The organism is Blautia pseudococcoides (assembly GCF_001689125.2).
In the GTDB taxonomy this organism is placed as follows: Bacteria; Bacillota; Clostridia; order Lachnospirales; family Lachnospiraceae; genus Blautia; species Blautia pseudococcoides.
Window position 1 is genome coordinate 1,987,135 of record NZ_CP015405.2, and the last position, 14,277, is coordinate 2,001,411.

The 14,277-nt window shown below is 43.0% G+C and carries 19 protein-coding genes and 1 pseudogene; 3 read left to right on the top strand and 17 right to left on the bottom strand.

Annotated features, from left to right (window positions below; genetic code table 11):
- Positions 1 to 16: 16 nt before the first annotated feature.
- The 5 genes from A4V09_RS25300 to A4V09_RS09445 form a co-directional block, all read right to left on the bottom strand.
- On the bottom strand, positions 17 to 346 hold the full coding sequence (locus A4V09_RS25300) for a hypothetical protein (protein WP_242964040.1): 330 nt from the start codon (positions 344 to 346) through the stop codon (positions 17 to 19).
- A 62-nt stretch (positions 347 to 408) separates the two neighbouring features.
- Positions 409 to 1,107 carry an ABC transporter permease gene (locus A4V09_RS09430; RefSeq protein ID WP_065542118.1) on the bottom strand — a complete coding sequence of 233 codons (699 nt, stop codon included), beginning with the start codon at positions 1,105 to 1,107 and terminating at the stop codon, positions 409 to 411.
- A 2-nt stretch (positions 1,108 to 1,109) separates the two neighbouring features.
- Complete coding sequence (locus A4V09_RS09435; RefSeq protein ID WP_242964042.1) at positions 1,110 to 1,964, bottom strand: ABC transporter ATP-binding protein; 855 nt, start codon at positions 1,962 to 1,964, stop codon at positions 1,110 to 1,112.
- A 1-nt stretch (position 1,965) separates the two neighbouring features.
- On the bottom strand, positions 1,966 to 2,463 hold the full coding sequence (locus tag A4V09_RS09440; RefSeq protein ID WP_065542119.1) for a hypothetical protein: 498 nt from the start codon (positions 2,461 to 2,463) through the stop codon (positions 1,966 to 1,968).
- Between the two features lie 3 nt (positions 2,464 to 2,466).
- Positions 2,467 to 2,907: a LytTR family DNA-binding domain-containing protein gene (locus A4V09_RS09445; RefSeq protein WP_065542120.1), complete on the bottom strand. Its 441-nt coding sequence runs from the start codon at positions 2,905 to 2,907 to the stop codon at positions 2,467 to 2,469.
- A gap of 235 nt (positions 2,908 to 3,142) precedes the next feature.
- On the opposite strand from A4V09_RS09445, the gene A4V09_RS09450 reads away from it, so the two are divergent.
- Genes A4V09_RS09450 through A4V09_RS09460 form a run of 3 tightly spaced genes read left to right on the top strand, consistent with a single transcriptional unit; the run spans position 3,143 to position 5,861 of the window.
- Complete coding sequence (locus A4V09_RS09450) at positions 3,143 to 4,249, top strand: C45 family autoproteolytic acyltransferase/hydrolase (RefSeq protein WP_065544715.1); 1,107 nt, start codon at positions 3,143 to 3,145, stop codon at positions 4,247 to 4,249.
- A gap of 23 nt (positions 4,250 to 4,272) precedes the next feature.
- Positions 4,273 to 5,136 carry an AraC family transcriptional regulator gene (locus A4V09_RS09455; protein WP_065542121.1) on the top strand — a complete coding sequence of 288 codons (864 nt, stop codon included), beginning with the start codon at positions 4,273 to 4,275 and terminating at the stop codon, positions 5,134 to 5,136.
- 47 nt (positions 5,137 to 5,183) lie between these two features.
- Positions 5,184 to 5,861, top strand: coding sequence for a methyltransferase family protein (locus A4V09_RS09460; RefSeq protein ID WP_065542122.1), 678 nt, complete (start codon positions 5,184 to 5,186; stop codon positions 5,859 to 5,861).
- A gap of 115 nt (positions 5,862 to 5,976) precedes the next feature.
- Here the strand turns inward: A4V09_RS09460 and A4V09_RS25305 are convergent, their stop codons facing one another.
- The 12 genes and pseudogenes from A4V09_RS25305 to A4V09_RS09515 form a co-directional block, all read right to left on the bottom strand.
- Positions 5,977 to 6,441 (bottom strand): peptidase dimerization domain-containing protein, encoded by a 465-nt coding sequence (locus tag A4V09_RS25305; RefSeq protein ID WP_242964043.1) that lies wholly within the window; start codon positions 6,439 to 6,441, stop codon positions 5,977 to 5,979.
- A 5-nt stretch (positions 6,442 to 6,446) separates the two neighbouring features.
- Positions 6,447 to 7,265: a M20/M25/M40 family metallo-hydrolase gene (locus A4V09_RS25310; protein WP_242964044.1), complete on the bottom strand. Its 819-nt coding sequence runs from the start codon at positions 7,263 to 7,265 to the stop codon at positions 6,447 to 6,449.
- A gap of 12 nt (positions 7,266 to 7,277) precedes the next feature.
- Entirely contained in the window at positions 7,278 to 7,448 is a 171-nt protein-coding gene (locus tag A4V09_RS09470) for a hypothetical protein (protein WP_242964047.1), read from the bottom strand.
- 60 nt (positions 7,449 to 7,508) lie between these two features.
- Complete coding sequence (locus A4V09_RS09475) at positions 7,509 to 8,198, bottom strand: ABC transporter ATP-binding protein (protein WP_065542123.1); 690 nt, start codon at positions 8,196 to 8,198, stop codon at positions 7,509 to 7,511.
- A 14-nt stretch (positions 8,199 to 8,212) separates the two neighbouring features.
- Positions 8,213 to 9,712, bottom strand: coding sequence for a hypothetical protein (locus A4V09_RS09480; RefSeq protein ID WP_065542124.1), 1,500 nt, complete (start codon positions 9,710 to 9,712; stop codon positions 8,213 to 8,215).
- Positions 9,713 to 9,716: 4 nt separating this feature from the next.
- On the bottom strand, positions 9,717 to 10,262 hold the full coding sequence (locus A4V09_RS09485) for a hypothetical protein (protein WP_242964049.1): 546 nt from the start codon (positions 10,260 to 10,262) through the stop codon (positions 9,717 to 9,719).
- Between the two features lie 371 nt (positions 10,263 to 10,633).
- A complete protein-coding gene (locus A4V09_RS09490) occupies positions 10,634 to 11,947 on the bottom strand; it encodes a sensor histidine kinase (RefSeq protein ID WP_065542126.1) in 1,314 nt (437 codons plus the stop codon).
- 2 nt (positions 11,948 to 11,949) lie between these two features.
- Positions 11,950 to 12,660, bottom strand: a complete 711-nt coding sequence (locus A4V09_RS09495) for a LytR/AlgR family response regulator transcription factor (RefSeq protein WP_065542127.1) — start codon at positions 12,658 to 12,660, stop codon at positions 11,950 to 11,952.
- Between the two features lie 2 nt (positions 12,661 to 12,662).
- A complete protein-coding gene (locus A4V09_RS09500) occupies positions 12,663 to 12,848 on the bottom strand; it encodes a helix-turn-helix domain-containing protein (protein WP_065542128.1) in 186 nt (61 codons plus the stop codon).
- A 172-nt stretch (positions 12,849 to 13,020) separates the two neighbouring features.
- Positions 13,021 to 13,400, bottom strand: a pseudogene (locus tag A4V09_RS09505) (TnpV protein).
- Between the two features lie 2 nt (positions 13,401 to 13,402).
- Complete coding sequence (locus tag A4V09_RS25315; RefSeq protein ID WP_242964051.1) at positions 13,403 to 13,687, bottom strand: hypothetical protein; 285 nt, start codon at positions 13,685 to 13,687, stop codon at positions 13,403 to 13,405.
- A gap of 95 nt (positions 13,688 to 13,782) precedes the next feature.
- Positions 13,783 to 14,232, bottom strand: a complete 450-nt coding sequence (locus tag A4V09_RS09515) for a DUF5058 family protein (RefSeq protein WP_242964053.1) — start codon at positions 14,230 to 14,232, stop codon at positions 13,783 to 13,785.
- Positions 14,233 to 14,277 lie beyond the last annotated feature (45 nt).

A 14,277-nucleotide genomic window follows, 5' to 3' on the forward strand; every position in this document is an offset into this window, starting at 1 on the left:
CTCTTTTCATAAGTCCTCATAGGCTTGTGGGCGTGATAACACCGTCCTTAGCTTGTTCTCCCCCAAGCTGGATAAGCTGCCCGATATTCTGAAAGAGGACGGTTATCCCGATGTTCAGATATTTATGAGGACTTTCCGAGAAATGGAAAGCCATCTTCATCTGTGTTGATTGACTAAGTAATAGCTTTTTGAAGTTTGGGTCCGAATGCCTTATCAACTTCTTTTGTTTGTATATGTCGAAATAGTGGTGATTTGTTACTATCCCATTTTTGGCGAGTGATTTCAACATAGGCAAGAGTAGTTTCAAAAATTTGACTCTGTTTTTTGTAGCTTCAGCATCGTCCATTCGTTCTTCTTTAATGGCAATCTCCATTAAGGTTATTAACGCTACACCTGCATACCTGCTTTCTATTCCAGCCCGTACCTTCTGTAGCAGAATGTAAAAAGCAGAATCACCACCAGGAAATTAGCGCCTATGATCACCATACTCTCCGCCTTTGCCGCATGTGATCCGATCCCTTCCATAATCTTGCTGCACTGTTGGGAAAAAAGAAATTTTGAAACCTTTGCTATTTTTTCATTAAAGGATGCCAGCATGGGAAGGAAAGAAAGTACCATCATAACCGGAACCGCAATGGATGTGGCTGCCATCTGCCCTTTGCTCCTAACCCCAATTGCTGCCCCCAGAAGCAGGGAGATCAAAATGCCAACACACATAGCAAGCACAAAACCAGCCAGATCCGCTCCCCGGTAATCGCCCAGGATACCGAAAAACAAAGCCCCTAATGTGCATATCATAAGTACATAACCACCGGTTCCGATCAGGTATTCCCCTGCTTTTACATTGGACATGAGCAGTACACGCAGTGTACCCCGCTCTTTCTCCTCTGAGAGTATGGCAGCCATGGCTGTGAGCGGCGCCATACCGATGTACATGGTGGCAAAAAGGAAAATAAAAGAGTTCTCAGGCATTCCCTTTATGTTCATACTGCGCTGCATCACTGCAGTCAGTAACGGAAACAAAATAAACTGAATCAGTATCTCTTTATTCTTCAACGTGTCTTTTATCTGCTTTTTCCATATGGCATAAATCTTTCTGCAATCCATATCTATTCAAACCTCCTTCCGGTCAGTTCCAGGAATACCGTTTCCAGATTTGGCTCTGTGGAATGGATACTCTCCACCTGCTCTGACGCAAAAAATTCCCGTATTTTATCCGCAGCATTACTCTCATTTTGGAGGGTCACTTCCCTGCCGTTTTTCAGAAGGATCTTGATTCTGTTCTGATGATTGTATCTCCTGCAGATTTCTTCCGGTTGTCCGTATTCCACGATCTTCCCTTCGTGAAGAAGTGCCACATGGTCACACAATTTAGCAGCTTCCTCCATATTATGGGTGGTCAGAAAAACGGCAGCACCTTTTGCCTGCTCCCTGCGGATCAGATTATGGATTTCATTTACTGTGGATGGGTCCAGGGCACTGCCTGGCTCATCCAGGAATAGGATTTCCGGATTGTGCATCAGGGCTCTTGCCATGACAAGACGCTGCCGCATTCCTTTTGAAAGCTTGCTGACCGGACGTTTTTCTGCTTCCAAAAGACCCACATCCTTTAAGATCTCCCGAATCTTCCCCTTTGGCAGCCTATAAATCTGTGCGAACAATGCCAGATTGTCACGGCAGCTCAAACGCTCATAAAGGCCGGTGTTGTCCAGTACCATACCCATTTTTGTGTAGATGCTGCTGGTGAGTTTTCTGGTGTCTGTCCCCAGCACTTCCGCGCTTCCTCCTGTCTGCACAAGCTGGCCTGTGAGGATTTTGATCAGCGTAGTTTTTCCCGCCCCGGAAGGGCCTAGAAGCCCAAAGATCTCCCCTTTTCCCAACGTCAGATCAATATTCTTCAGCACGGTCTTATCACCAAACGTTTGACTGATACCCATCATTTTAATACTGCTGTCATAATTCACTTTATTCTTCCTCCCCTGTCTCTTCCTCTTTCCACTTTTCCTGCATCCGCTCCAGGCCTTCCTTCAGTCTGCGGTCCTCATCCTTTGTTTTCAGGTACATGACGCCTATACTTACTGCCACACTGATGAGGAAACTCAGCAAAAAACATACCCATGGCTGCCACATATTTATGGGAAACCATGCAAATCTCCAGATTGCCAAGCTGGTTACGATCAAAATAGATCCCAGCATGCAGATTGTCCGCCAATTTACTGACATATGTCTGAACACTTTTTCCGAAAAAAACAAATACTGGATACCTGTGATCAAAAATGAAGTCAGCAAAAACTCTGCCAGGACATCCAAAGGAATCCCCTCATTTCCAAGCCAGAACATTCCTGAAATTTTTTTTGCAGATTCCCCAAACAGCAAAGCAAACAAGATCAGCAATGCTGTGGTGATTCCATACATGCAGAAAACATTTCCCAAAAAATCAAATATCGTTTTATCTTTTTCCATACTCTACCGAACCTCCAGTTTTTCTTTCACATACTCTGCATATTGTCTGGATACAATCAGTTTTTCTCCGTTTGTCATAGTCACTAAAAGCCGCCGGTTCAGTTCAGACTTCAGGGAGACAATGTGCCGGAAATTAATGATACAGGACTTGTTTGCCCTGAAAAAATCAGCGTCCTCCAACTGTTCCTCCAGTTCATAAAGTTTAAGTGTGGTCTCATATATTTCATTTTTCGTATACAGAAATGTCCTTTTATCTGCCGTATCAATATACAATACATCAGCCGCTTCGATCAGATACATCTCACCTGCCTTATATCCGGTCAGTTGTTTGTTCAGCATGTGCAGCATGGAGAGGATCCGTTCAACTTCAGGTGTCATACTTTGGCAGGTTATGCTGATTTTTATCTCTTTCTCTTCTGTGCCCGTGTGCACTGTTATCTTCAAACTGCCAGCTCCTTTCCCATCTGCCTAAACCTTACCAGACTCCGTGGGGATACGCAATAGCATGAAAGCTTAGTTGCCGGATATGGCAGCTAAGTTACCAGGATACAGCGCCGTCTTCGCAAAATACACCCGCAGACAGTTTTCAGAACCAAGTCCGGTAAACAGCAAAAAATATCAAGTTTATATTCCTGGTTCCTATTATAATCATTTTACAAAAGAAAGGAATGGTATCAATATGGAAAAAACAAATGTATATCTAAAAAATTTTACTGGCACAAGTTATGAGGTGGGTACGCAGATTGGAAACTGGATTTTATCCTCTCCTGATTTGCTGCAGCGGGCTTTGCTTCCGCCGGATACTTATCCACATGACAAATTTGAACAGATCACAGCTCTGCTGGACAGCTATTGTCCGGGGATCAACCAAGAGATCAGAGGGTTTTCGGACACTGTGGGCGTAAATGCAGAGCAGATCATTTTCTATGCAATGACCTACCTGGAGCGGGGATGCAGTCTGATGGCTGCACTGCCGTCAAAGACTGACAATCATCATACAATGATGGCCAGAAACTATGACTTCCACAATGAAATGGAGGAAATGTGTTTCGCCTATACTGATATCAAGGGGAAATACCGTTATATAGGCTCTACCCTGCATCTGTTCGGAAGAGGCGACGGCATGAACGAACACGGCCTTGCTGTGTGCCAGGCCGGAAACGGACTTCCGGTAGGCAATTTTGAGAGTGCGCAAAAAGCAGGCGTAACAGGATTTCAGCTCTGGATCGCCATCCGCAGCATACTGGAAAACTGCCGGACAGTGGACGAAGCGGTGAAATGGGCCATGGATGCGCCTATCGGTTTTAATATTAATTTGATGTTAGCTGACAGCTGTGATAAAATAGCATTATTACAATGCATCGACGGACATAAGGCTTATGAGATCCTGGATGGCAAAAACGGCAAAGAATATCTCACATCCACAAACCATACCCTGTTTGAAGAAATCAAACCATACGAAAAAATGGTGATTGAAAATTCTGTTATCCGCAATGATACTATAGTGGAACTGTTTGAAAAGGATAAACGTATTTCAAAAGAGGAAATAAAGGAACTACTGTCAGCCTCTTATCCGGATGGACTTTGCTGTCACTATTACAAGGAATTTTTCGGCACACTGCGCTCTATGGTATTTGATGTGACAGACAAAACCATTGAGATGACATTCGGCTCCCCACAGGCCAATGAATGGCAGATATTTTCAGTTGGAATGCTGAATGCCGGGGAAATGCAGGCTCTTTTGCCCCAGGAAAAAGCAAACCCGGATTTTTATAAAATATTGTGATCAAAGGAAAGGAGAAGCCGTCTTTGAAAGACCAGCATATCATTGGGCAGGCTATTGTCTTCATTGAGAATCATTTATATGAAACGATCACTGCGCGGGATGTTGCAGAGGCGGTTTCCTATTCTTATTACCACTTTCACCGCTATTTCAGCGCAGTCATGGGGGAAACCATCGGAAGTTATATCCGAAGCAGACGATTAACACAGGCCGCATGGGATTTGACCCACAGTAAAAAAAAGATTATTGATATTGGACTTTCTCTGTATTTTGGGTCAGCAGAAGGTTTCACCAGAGCTTTTAAAGACAGATATTCCATGACACCTACAGAGTACAGAAAACACGGGATCGACGTTTTGATCGGAAACAGGCAGTCCGCACAGATGCCTGATAATACTATCGTCACTTATGCCGGTTTAAGTCCAAACATCGTTACCATACCTGCCATATATATTATGGGGATCCGCTTTTGCACAACGATCAGCGGCAGCGAATCTTTGGCTGTATGGCAGCAGTTCAATAAGCAGATTCCCCCGGCACTGTATTTAAATAAGCGGTATGGCGTCTATGAATCCGGCCATACCTGCGCCTCCGATATTTTTCATATTGACAGCGAATCTACCGCATTTGTGGGCGTTGAGATCCCGGAGAATTATCCTGTTGTAAAAGATATGGAAGTTAAAAAGTTATCCGGCGGAACATATGCAAAATTTATCCATACAGGAACTGTGTACACCCTGATCCAGACATATCATTACATTTGGGGTGTCTGGTTTCCCAAAAGCGGATTTGAACTTGCCCGGCGGGATGATTTTGAATGCTATACAGAACGATTTACAGGCCCGGATAATGAGAATTCAGAAATTGATATCTATTTTCCGATTCAATGATGAGAGGCAGAAACCAAGTTTGTGGACATACAAAGGAGGATGTTGCAATGGGAAAAGAAACCTTTTTTTACATTATCAATCTTTTTATTCAGCGCGGATTGGGTCTGTTCTTTTATCTGCTCGGTGCAGGATGGATTTTGCAGCAGCGGGCGGCTGTTTATTTTCTTTTCTATATTGTCCTCTCCCTGCTGTCTTGTGGTGTAATGCTTTGCACTGCACCGCAGACACTTGCCGCGCGGAACAAAAAGATTACCGATTCCCCTTTGTGGGATAAGATTCTGCTGGGGCTTTTTTGGCTGCTGGCCTATTTCATCATTTACCTGCTGGCCGGATTGGAGTCCGGGCATGGGAGCGAATCTCTTGGTTCACCCGGCTGGCTGGGCATAATTCTCTATACCCTGTCTGCCATACTCACACTGCGGGCTTTGATGGTAAATACATTTGCAGAATCTACGGCCAGAATACAAGAGGAACGTCATCAGACAGTCTGTCAGAGCGGACCATACAAACTGGTCCGTCACCCTGTCTATACAGCGCTTCTCATCTGGTGTATTGCTATGATACTGATTTTTCCAACTTTATTTGTAGGTATCGCTTCCCTTGCGGTGGCAGTTATCATTATAATACGGACTGCCCTGGAGGACCGAATGCTGCAGACTCAACTGGTAGGATATAAGGATTACTGTCAAAAAGTACGCAGCAGGTTAATCCCGTTTGTATGGTAAATATATTTTTAAACTTAAAATGCCATTGCCCCTGGAAATGGCAATGGCATTTATACCGCCTGTCCAGAATCATCTGCAAAATCTATATGTGATTCTTTAACAGAACAATTGCTTATCAGCAGCTTTTCATAAGCCTGATATAAAATTCTACTGTCTTTACAAGCGTTTTTAACGGAACTCTCTCATTATTTCCATCAATCATTCCTCTCTCCTCTTTGGACAGCTTCATAGCAGAAAATTTGTACACCCGGTCAGTAATTCTACAGTAGTGCCAGGAATCACTGCAGGCCATCATGAGATAGGGCGAAACCAATGCTTCCGGCCAGGTATCGCATACTGCCTGGGATAACAGTTCCCACTCTTCGCAGGACGTGTCAGATTCCGCTGAGGGGTTTCTTCCCTCCACGACAGACACTTCAATATTAGGGTTATGTATGGTGCGCGCCAGATATTCCCTTGCAGATTCCACAGTATCTCTTCCGATCAGTCTGAGGTTCATGCCCACGGAAGCTTTCGGCGGAATCACATTGTAGGCCTTTCCCCCTTCCATTTTTGTCATGGCACAGGTGGTCCGCATCATGGCATTCAGCTCACCGCCGGCACTGCCTGGGCCAATTCCCCCACAATGGTGTGGACCGGGGGCATAGAAGCATGACCGCCATTGCTTTTTGCATGGAATTCAATGTTAGTAAGCCCTTTCTCTGCTATGCCGATCAGCGCACATTCCCGTGCCACACCCGGAAACACGTTCTCCACCACAGCACCGCCCTCGTCCACTACCATTGCCGGTGAAATCCCCTTTTTCTCAAACCAGTCCACAATAGATGGACAGCTTGGTCCGTTAATCTCCTCCTGACCGGAAAAAGCAAAATAAATGTCATGTTCCGGCACATACCCCTCCTTCAAAAGCTGTTCCGCTGCCTCCATAATTCCGCAGAGAGTGCCTTTCGTGTCCAAAGTTCCTCTGCCCCAGAGAACGCCATCTTCCACGATTCCTTCAAAAGCAGGTTTTTCCCACTGCGATTCCTCCACAGGCACCACGTCATAATGGGACATAAGCACAACCGGGCGCCCCTCCTTTTTTCCTTTCCAGTGATACAGCATACCGTTCACCCCAATAAACTGGCGGCTCAAGCGGCTGTGGATCTCCGGGTAGATTTTAGGGAGCAGTTCCTGGAACTTCTTAAATTCCGCCTTGTCAAGCAGGCTTTCGTCATTATAAGATACGGTTTTACAACGTATCATTTCCACCATATCCTGTACTGTTTTTTCTTCATTTACTATTACCTGTTTTCCGGAAGACTTTCTCTCCGGTTTTGGTTTGAACATAGCAGCCCGCACAAATATAACGGCCAAAAATGCCACCACGGCTGCCAGCAAAATCCATAATATGATCTCCAGCATTTCCATTCCCTCCTATAATTTCCCATTTTTATATAAAAATCTTGCAGAGCCAATGGCAATCAATGCCCCAACCGGAACCAGCACTCCCACAGACCCTGAAAGGGAAGGCACCAGAAGAAACAGAATGACCATAAATAACAGCGGCGCAACGGAAATCTTCCAGTTTTTGCTTACATACACCACCGCCAGGCCGCCGAACAGGGACGGAAGTATATCGTATCCATTCTGTCCGCATAATTCTATTTACTCTCTAATTTCGCCATTTGCTTTCTTATATTGCTCGGCGAGATCATCTGTCATCGAAATCAAATGACAGTTTTCAATCGTGTAGATTTTATCACACAACTGCTCAATATCCGTGTAGTTATGGGAAATCAAAAAGATTGTTTTCCCTTCTGCTTTCAGCATACGGATAATCTCTTTTATATCTCTGTATGTCTTGTAATCCAATGCGTTAAACGGCTCGTCAAGCACAATCGTATCCTGGTTTTCCATAATTGCCTGTGCGATACCCAGTTTTTGTTTCATACCGAGCGAGTAAGCATCTACCTTCGTCTTATTATCAGGATCAAGCCCAACCTTGGACATTGCCTCTCTAATTTCCTGTTCTCCAATCTTCCCCTGAATATCCGCAAGATATTTCAAATTTTGGAAACCACTGTAAAGCCCGACAAATCCGGGGGAGTTAATAAATACGCCTATACTTTCAGGGAAATCATGCCCTTTACCAAGCTCTTTTCCACGGAAAATAACGGCTCCGCTGTCCGGCTTCAAAAAACCGCAAAGAAGTTTAAACAGTACCGACTTGCCACTGCCGTTTGCACCGACAATCCCCACTGTTTCTCCTTCCCTTACAGAGAACGAAACGTCCTGTAAAATCTCTTTACTTCCAAATCTCTTTGAGACAGATCTCATTTCAATAAATGCAGTCATCACAATACCTCCACTTAATTAAATTCTTTTTTCTTACTTGCCCAAAATAATGAGCTAATCAGCAAAGCACCTAATAGCGCCATAAAAATAAACACCAATATCATAGACGACTTACTCCCAGATGAAGTAATAAGTCTTGCAGTGCTTGAAATTCCAAAGGGAAGGAAACACGATATCCATTCAGGCAGCATACACAACATATTTCCGCCTATGAGCAATATAAAGCCTGCGATCACCTGTCCTGTTATGCCATGCACAAGCATCAGAACAAAGCATTGAATACAGCAGTCAATCAGTTTCAGGGCAAGAAATTTAAACAATAGAGATATTGACTGACTGCCAACCAACGGAATCCCGAAAAGGTATCCGCTTCCCATAATAATAACACCTAAAAACAGAGTATACACAAACAAAAACGAAAGGCATGCATACAATGTACTTGCGGTAAGTTTTATACGGCTTCCCGCCCGGATTGGAACAAATAAGGATTGCCCGCTGACCGTCTTTTCCAAAAAGCTTGCCATGAAATACAACGGCGTTCCGTTCACTAACAGCATTTCCAAAAATACAATCGGTCGGAAATTACCGATTCCATGTCCCGAAAGAACTTCTATTATCCATTCATCCATGGAGGAGACAGCCATACCACGCAAAGCCTTATAGGCGACGATTAAGACAACAACTGCTGCTACGACAATCAAATTTCGTCTTGAAAAAAGCAGCCTTAAATAGTATGTTGTTAATCCGAATCGTCTTTTTGATGGAAAGCCTAATGTTTTTCGCCAGCAATACTTTGACGTCAGTATAACAGCAATAAAGAGTATTGCACCGGTTCCTGCGGTCAGGATCATTCTAAAAGAATCTCCGAAATTATGATGCAGGATCATAAGATGATTAAAGCCGGTAATAGGCAGAGCCTGCAATATTGGAATCTTGATCCACAGCGCCGAAAAAGCATAGATTGGCAGCAGAACCCAAAGCGTCATACGGATTTTGCCGAAATGACAGATCCACATAAGGAATCCGCAAACAAACCAGCTTCCAAAACATTGATAGGCAATTATGGCTAAAAATGCAATGCACGGGTTTGGAAAGCAGCTTTCAAAATGAGAGAACAGTTCCGCTGTCGGTGCGTCAGCCGGAATCAGCCAATCATTTTGATGAGGAAGTCCTATTGCTGAAATTGAAATTGCAATTGTCTGTGTTATAACCAAACAAACTGCTATCAATCCCATACTGCTCCATCTGCTGAAAAAGTAGGCAAAATAGCTTTTGAAACGGCCGATTACAATTTCGCTGTCGTCTTCTAAAAACGGAAAAAAACAGAACAGCGTAATTGGAATCATAGCATAAAGCAAGTAGTAATGATCCGTTCCGGCAGATAACAAATGCTGCTCAAAAGACAAGCACCCACTCGACTTTGCGGATACGGAAAAAAACAGGCAGACGATAAACAGGAGCAGAAAGTTTCCAATTTTCGCAAGTTTCCAATTTTTCCTGATGATAGCACACATAATATCACACCTCTGCAATCGGTATCTTTTTCACCTTCGTAAAGTAAACCATGGATCCCAATATAAACAGGAGCAAAATTGCAGGACCAACGTAAAATGAAGATACAGAAAAAGCGTTTCCTGCAATTGAGGTTGGTTCAAAAGCAGTCACGAGACGGTATTGCTCAAGACGCAGGATCGCAAGCGCAAAATTTTCAAGCACAGCATAGATAAAAGGTCCGGTGAGGATAATAAAGATATTCTTTACATACAGCGACAGCACAAAGCCCAGCGTCATCACCAGCACCCCTAAGAACCCTTTCCATACAGATAAAAGCAGTGCGTACAAAAGGGGCACTGTTGTAAACACGTTCTGAAAAACATGGCTGAAATTAGTGGCTTCTTCTGTAATCATAGGCGAAGTCGGTTCAATGGGAGCTTTCACATATAATGCAAAAACTGCGGATAAAAACCACGGTATAAAAATGATACAGAAGGCTGAGACAGCATGAAGTGTCCACTTGCTCATCAAATACCGTCCTATGCTAACCCTCGGAATAACATAGTTCAAAAAGTGATTTTTCCTTTCATAATAAAGATTCCAGCACAGAGGAATCACAACGAACAGCGGATAGAGCATCCCGAAAATTTCTGTGCCGATTTCCCATGCCTCCAAATCGTAATTCAGTGCATATCCTTTATACAGAGTACAGGTTAAAATGCAAGTTACTGTACTGAGTAGGGCTATCGTAAGAAATACAGGTATTCTGACTTTTCGCCATTCAATTTTCATAAGATGCAACATTAGAAACATCTCCTTTCTTTTTGCTGTCTGTATTATAACAGCCCGTAAAATGAGAAACAATGGTTTGGAAACAAGAGAGGGTTTTAAGGGCGTCAAACAAATTTCATACCCTTAAAACCCTCGTTCATACCTTTTTGCTATGGTAATATAACGCCAAATACAACATAATTCCTTTCATGGATTGTTTCGTTTCTTGTTATGATTTTTCCGTGCCGTCTCTCCGCAATGCGGGAAATATTATAAAGTCCAAATCCATGCGCCGCTTTATCCGTCTTTGTGGTATATCCCCTGTGGAAAAGCGCCATAAACTCCGTATTCGACAGGGGATCAGCGGGATTTTTTACGGTAAGTTCAAGAAACCTGTCTTTTTGATAACATTGGATAAAAACAGTGTCTCCTGCCTTGGAAGCCTCCAGCGCATTATCCACATAGATTCCTAAAATTTCTATCCAGTCCGTTTCGGACGCTACGCTCTTTCGGAAAAGCCCCTGCAATTCAATTTCAACTTTAATTCCTGCCATCTCAGCTTGTTTGCTTTTTTCATAGAGAAGTCCGGCAATGACCTTGCTATCGCAGACCAGCAGCTCCCGGCTGCTCTGATCCATAAGTACGCCCTCTTTCAGCTCTGCAACCGCCGCCTTTGCCTCTTCTAACGAATTGGCACAGGCAACCGCCGTTTCGATTGCAAATATTCGATTGTTAAATTCATGCTGTCTGGAACGAACCTGTGATACAAGCTCCTCAACGATAGGGATGTACTGTTCCATCATTCGTATGTTTTTCCGTTCCTGCATTTTTCGCCAGCTTGCCGCCAACAGCACAGCGTCCACAGCCAGCAGAACAGCCAAAATACCTGCACACAGCCATGTATGCTCAATAATAGCGGTGCTTTCAAACCGAAAGAAAGTGAGAACTGTCACAAGAACAACTGTAACATTTATGGTTACAAGCTTTGCGGCAAATCCTCCGTTCCGAATTACTTCCCGCAAGTATTTTGGCACGGAGCTCAGCACACAGAATACAGCGGGCATCAATGCCATCATTCTGCTTCCGAATACGAGAACCCGGCCTGTTGCGCCACATACCGAAAGAAAGAGAACAGAACACACTTTTACGCCTAAATATATCGAGATGACTGCCATACTTCCGCTGATTACAAAGTCATTGTTTTGAGGTTTATAATAAACGCTGTTTATCAGCATGACCAACAAAATGAAAAAAATCAAAAGAAAAAGGTTGTTTGCGGGAGCGATTTCAAAGCCCTGCTTTTCAAAGATCAGTTCAGATGCAGAACCAACGGAAAAGCTCATCCTTGACACAATGCACAGCAAAAATTGAAACGGAAGTAAAATTAAGTCTTTTGCTTTTATCCCTTTATTTTGCGAAAATATCATTTCTCCGCACAAGAATAAAAGTCCTGCGTCTAATAACGCCTGAATTACAATGTTCATAGCTAACTCCAGATCTCTGCCTGATATTTGTTTCCTATAGGAATCGTGTTCTGAAATCCCCTTAAATAAATCTGCTTTTCCGTTTTGTCAATTTTCAAGATATGTGATTTATTCACAACATAACTTTTATGACACTGTATAAACACGGGACTGTCAATCATCTCGACCAATTTGTAAAGTGTATAACCTGATATGGTATCTTCTTTTACCCCGATGCCGATACGGTTTGTATGTATAATCGCTTTTTTCCCACAGGATTCAATATAGACAATATCTTCTATATCATACTCCAGGATAAACTGTTTTTGTACTATTTGTATTTTTCTGCCAGATTCCATTAAATTATCTGCAAGTCCCATAGCTTCGCTAAATGTTTTTTTGAATTCCGCCTCAGCATATGGCTTTATAAGGAAACCATAGCATTTCACATCCCTGTATGCAGCAAGCTCCTCTGTTGCTAAAGCAGTCTCAAATATAATAGGCGTATACTGATATTGTGGCAATCGTCGGATTTGCTTGGCAAGGCTTGTTCCTTTATAATCCGTTAGCTGAATATCCAGTATAAAGAGGTCTATTTTCTCCTGTTTTGCAATAGAAAGTGCTTTGCCGGCTTCCGGGCAGGAAACGACTTCTATTTCATGATTGATATTACCAATAAACTGCTTGATACGCTTTACAGCCGGCAGATTATCTTCAACTACTAATACGGCCATAACTATTTCACTTCTTTCTTGTTGGTTTTGTATCTTTTATCAACAGGCTTTGAGGCAGATTTAGGTATTAGCCATGCATGTCCAATTTTTTCAGCACCGTCAATTCTTCCAGCAGTACAATATTGCAATATTCTTCGATCCGATATGCCCCATTTAGAAGCAACTTCTTTCGTTGTAATGAAATCCATCCAAATCACCTCGTTTTTATATTATACTTCGTTTCTCGGAATAATACAAATGGAGAATTATGAAGTATAATTCACAAGCAAGAGATTATATATTAAGAATTTTTAGACCGTTCTATAACCACTCCTCGAAAGAGAAAAACGGCAGAGATTTCTCCCTGCCGTCTTTGTCTGCTTATGCAAAGATGATTTCCTTCTCAACAATCTCCATCGCACACGCCCGAATGTAATTCATTCTTCCGACCCATTCTAAGGCGTTTTCATCCTTTAACTGCTCTGTGATACCCTGTGCCTGTTTCATCTGCTCTGCGAGCGTTTCAAAGCGTTTCTGTGCCTGTCTATCAATGTCTGCAAGGTAAGCATTAAGCCTGCCGCTTGTAAGAAGATTTGTGTATGTAATTCTGTGGTATTCTTTCAGATACCTCAAGTGCCGCTGTCCCCAAATGTTGATAGCTGTTTCTTTTTCGGTTGGTAAGGTAAGGCAGGGAATGAAATAATCTCCTTGACGTAACGTACATAAGTTCCTCCCATTTCTTCAAAAATTGTTTTCTTCATAATCAATCCGCCTTTCTTTTTATTTTTTTGATTGACGCTTTAAAAAATTTAACAAGAATCTCGTCAATAGCATCGCTGTATCTTCCATCGGCTATCAGCCTGTTTCTCAAATTATTCAAGCTGTTAATGATAATTCTTCGCTCATACTCGTCATTTGCTATGTAATATTTTTGATTCCGCATATCTGGCTGCCCCCCCTTTGCCTTAGTAGCAACAGAAGTTTTTCTTTGCGAATGTGCGATTTCTATTTTGAAAAAGACAGCGTAAAAAGCATTTCTGCCTTCCACGCTATCTTTTGCCTTTGCTGTTGCCCATAAGGTTATTTACTGTTGTTTTTCAAATTACCTCCTTATGTGGTAACAGCCTTTGCTGTCCTTGTTTTTTATTTCAAAAGACCGCCCTGGATTTTCTTAATGAAAAGCGGTACCCATATAAGCCCCGGAAAAATACCGAGAGTCATAACCCAGCAGATGGCTGTATAAACCTTTGGGTCTGTTATTGTCTCCGACAGGGAAATATGCAGCGCATTTGCTGTGGAAGTCGCCGCAGGAAGTTCATATGTAATAGCCCCGATCACACTAAGCCTCAGCCACGGCAGCGGCAGTCCCAGAAACTTTGACAAAGTGATAACTCCCAGCAGTATAGATACCGCCGGCGCAAGGGTAAAAACGGCTGTTGACACAATAGTTTTCTTCATCTGTGCCGTCTCGATACCCAGGCTTTTCCCCCGTCTGTAAGCCCGTACCAGAAAAAATATGGACTGTACAATGACAAACAATATCACCAGCCCTGCCAGGGTAAACAAAAATGCACTGTTTGGTTGAAATTTCATTCTCTTTCCTCCCTCATTTCAAGATTTTGGTTCCGTCTCCACACA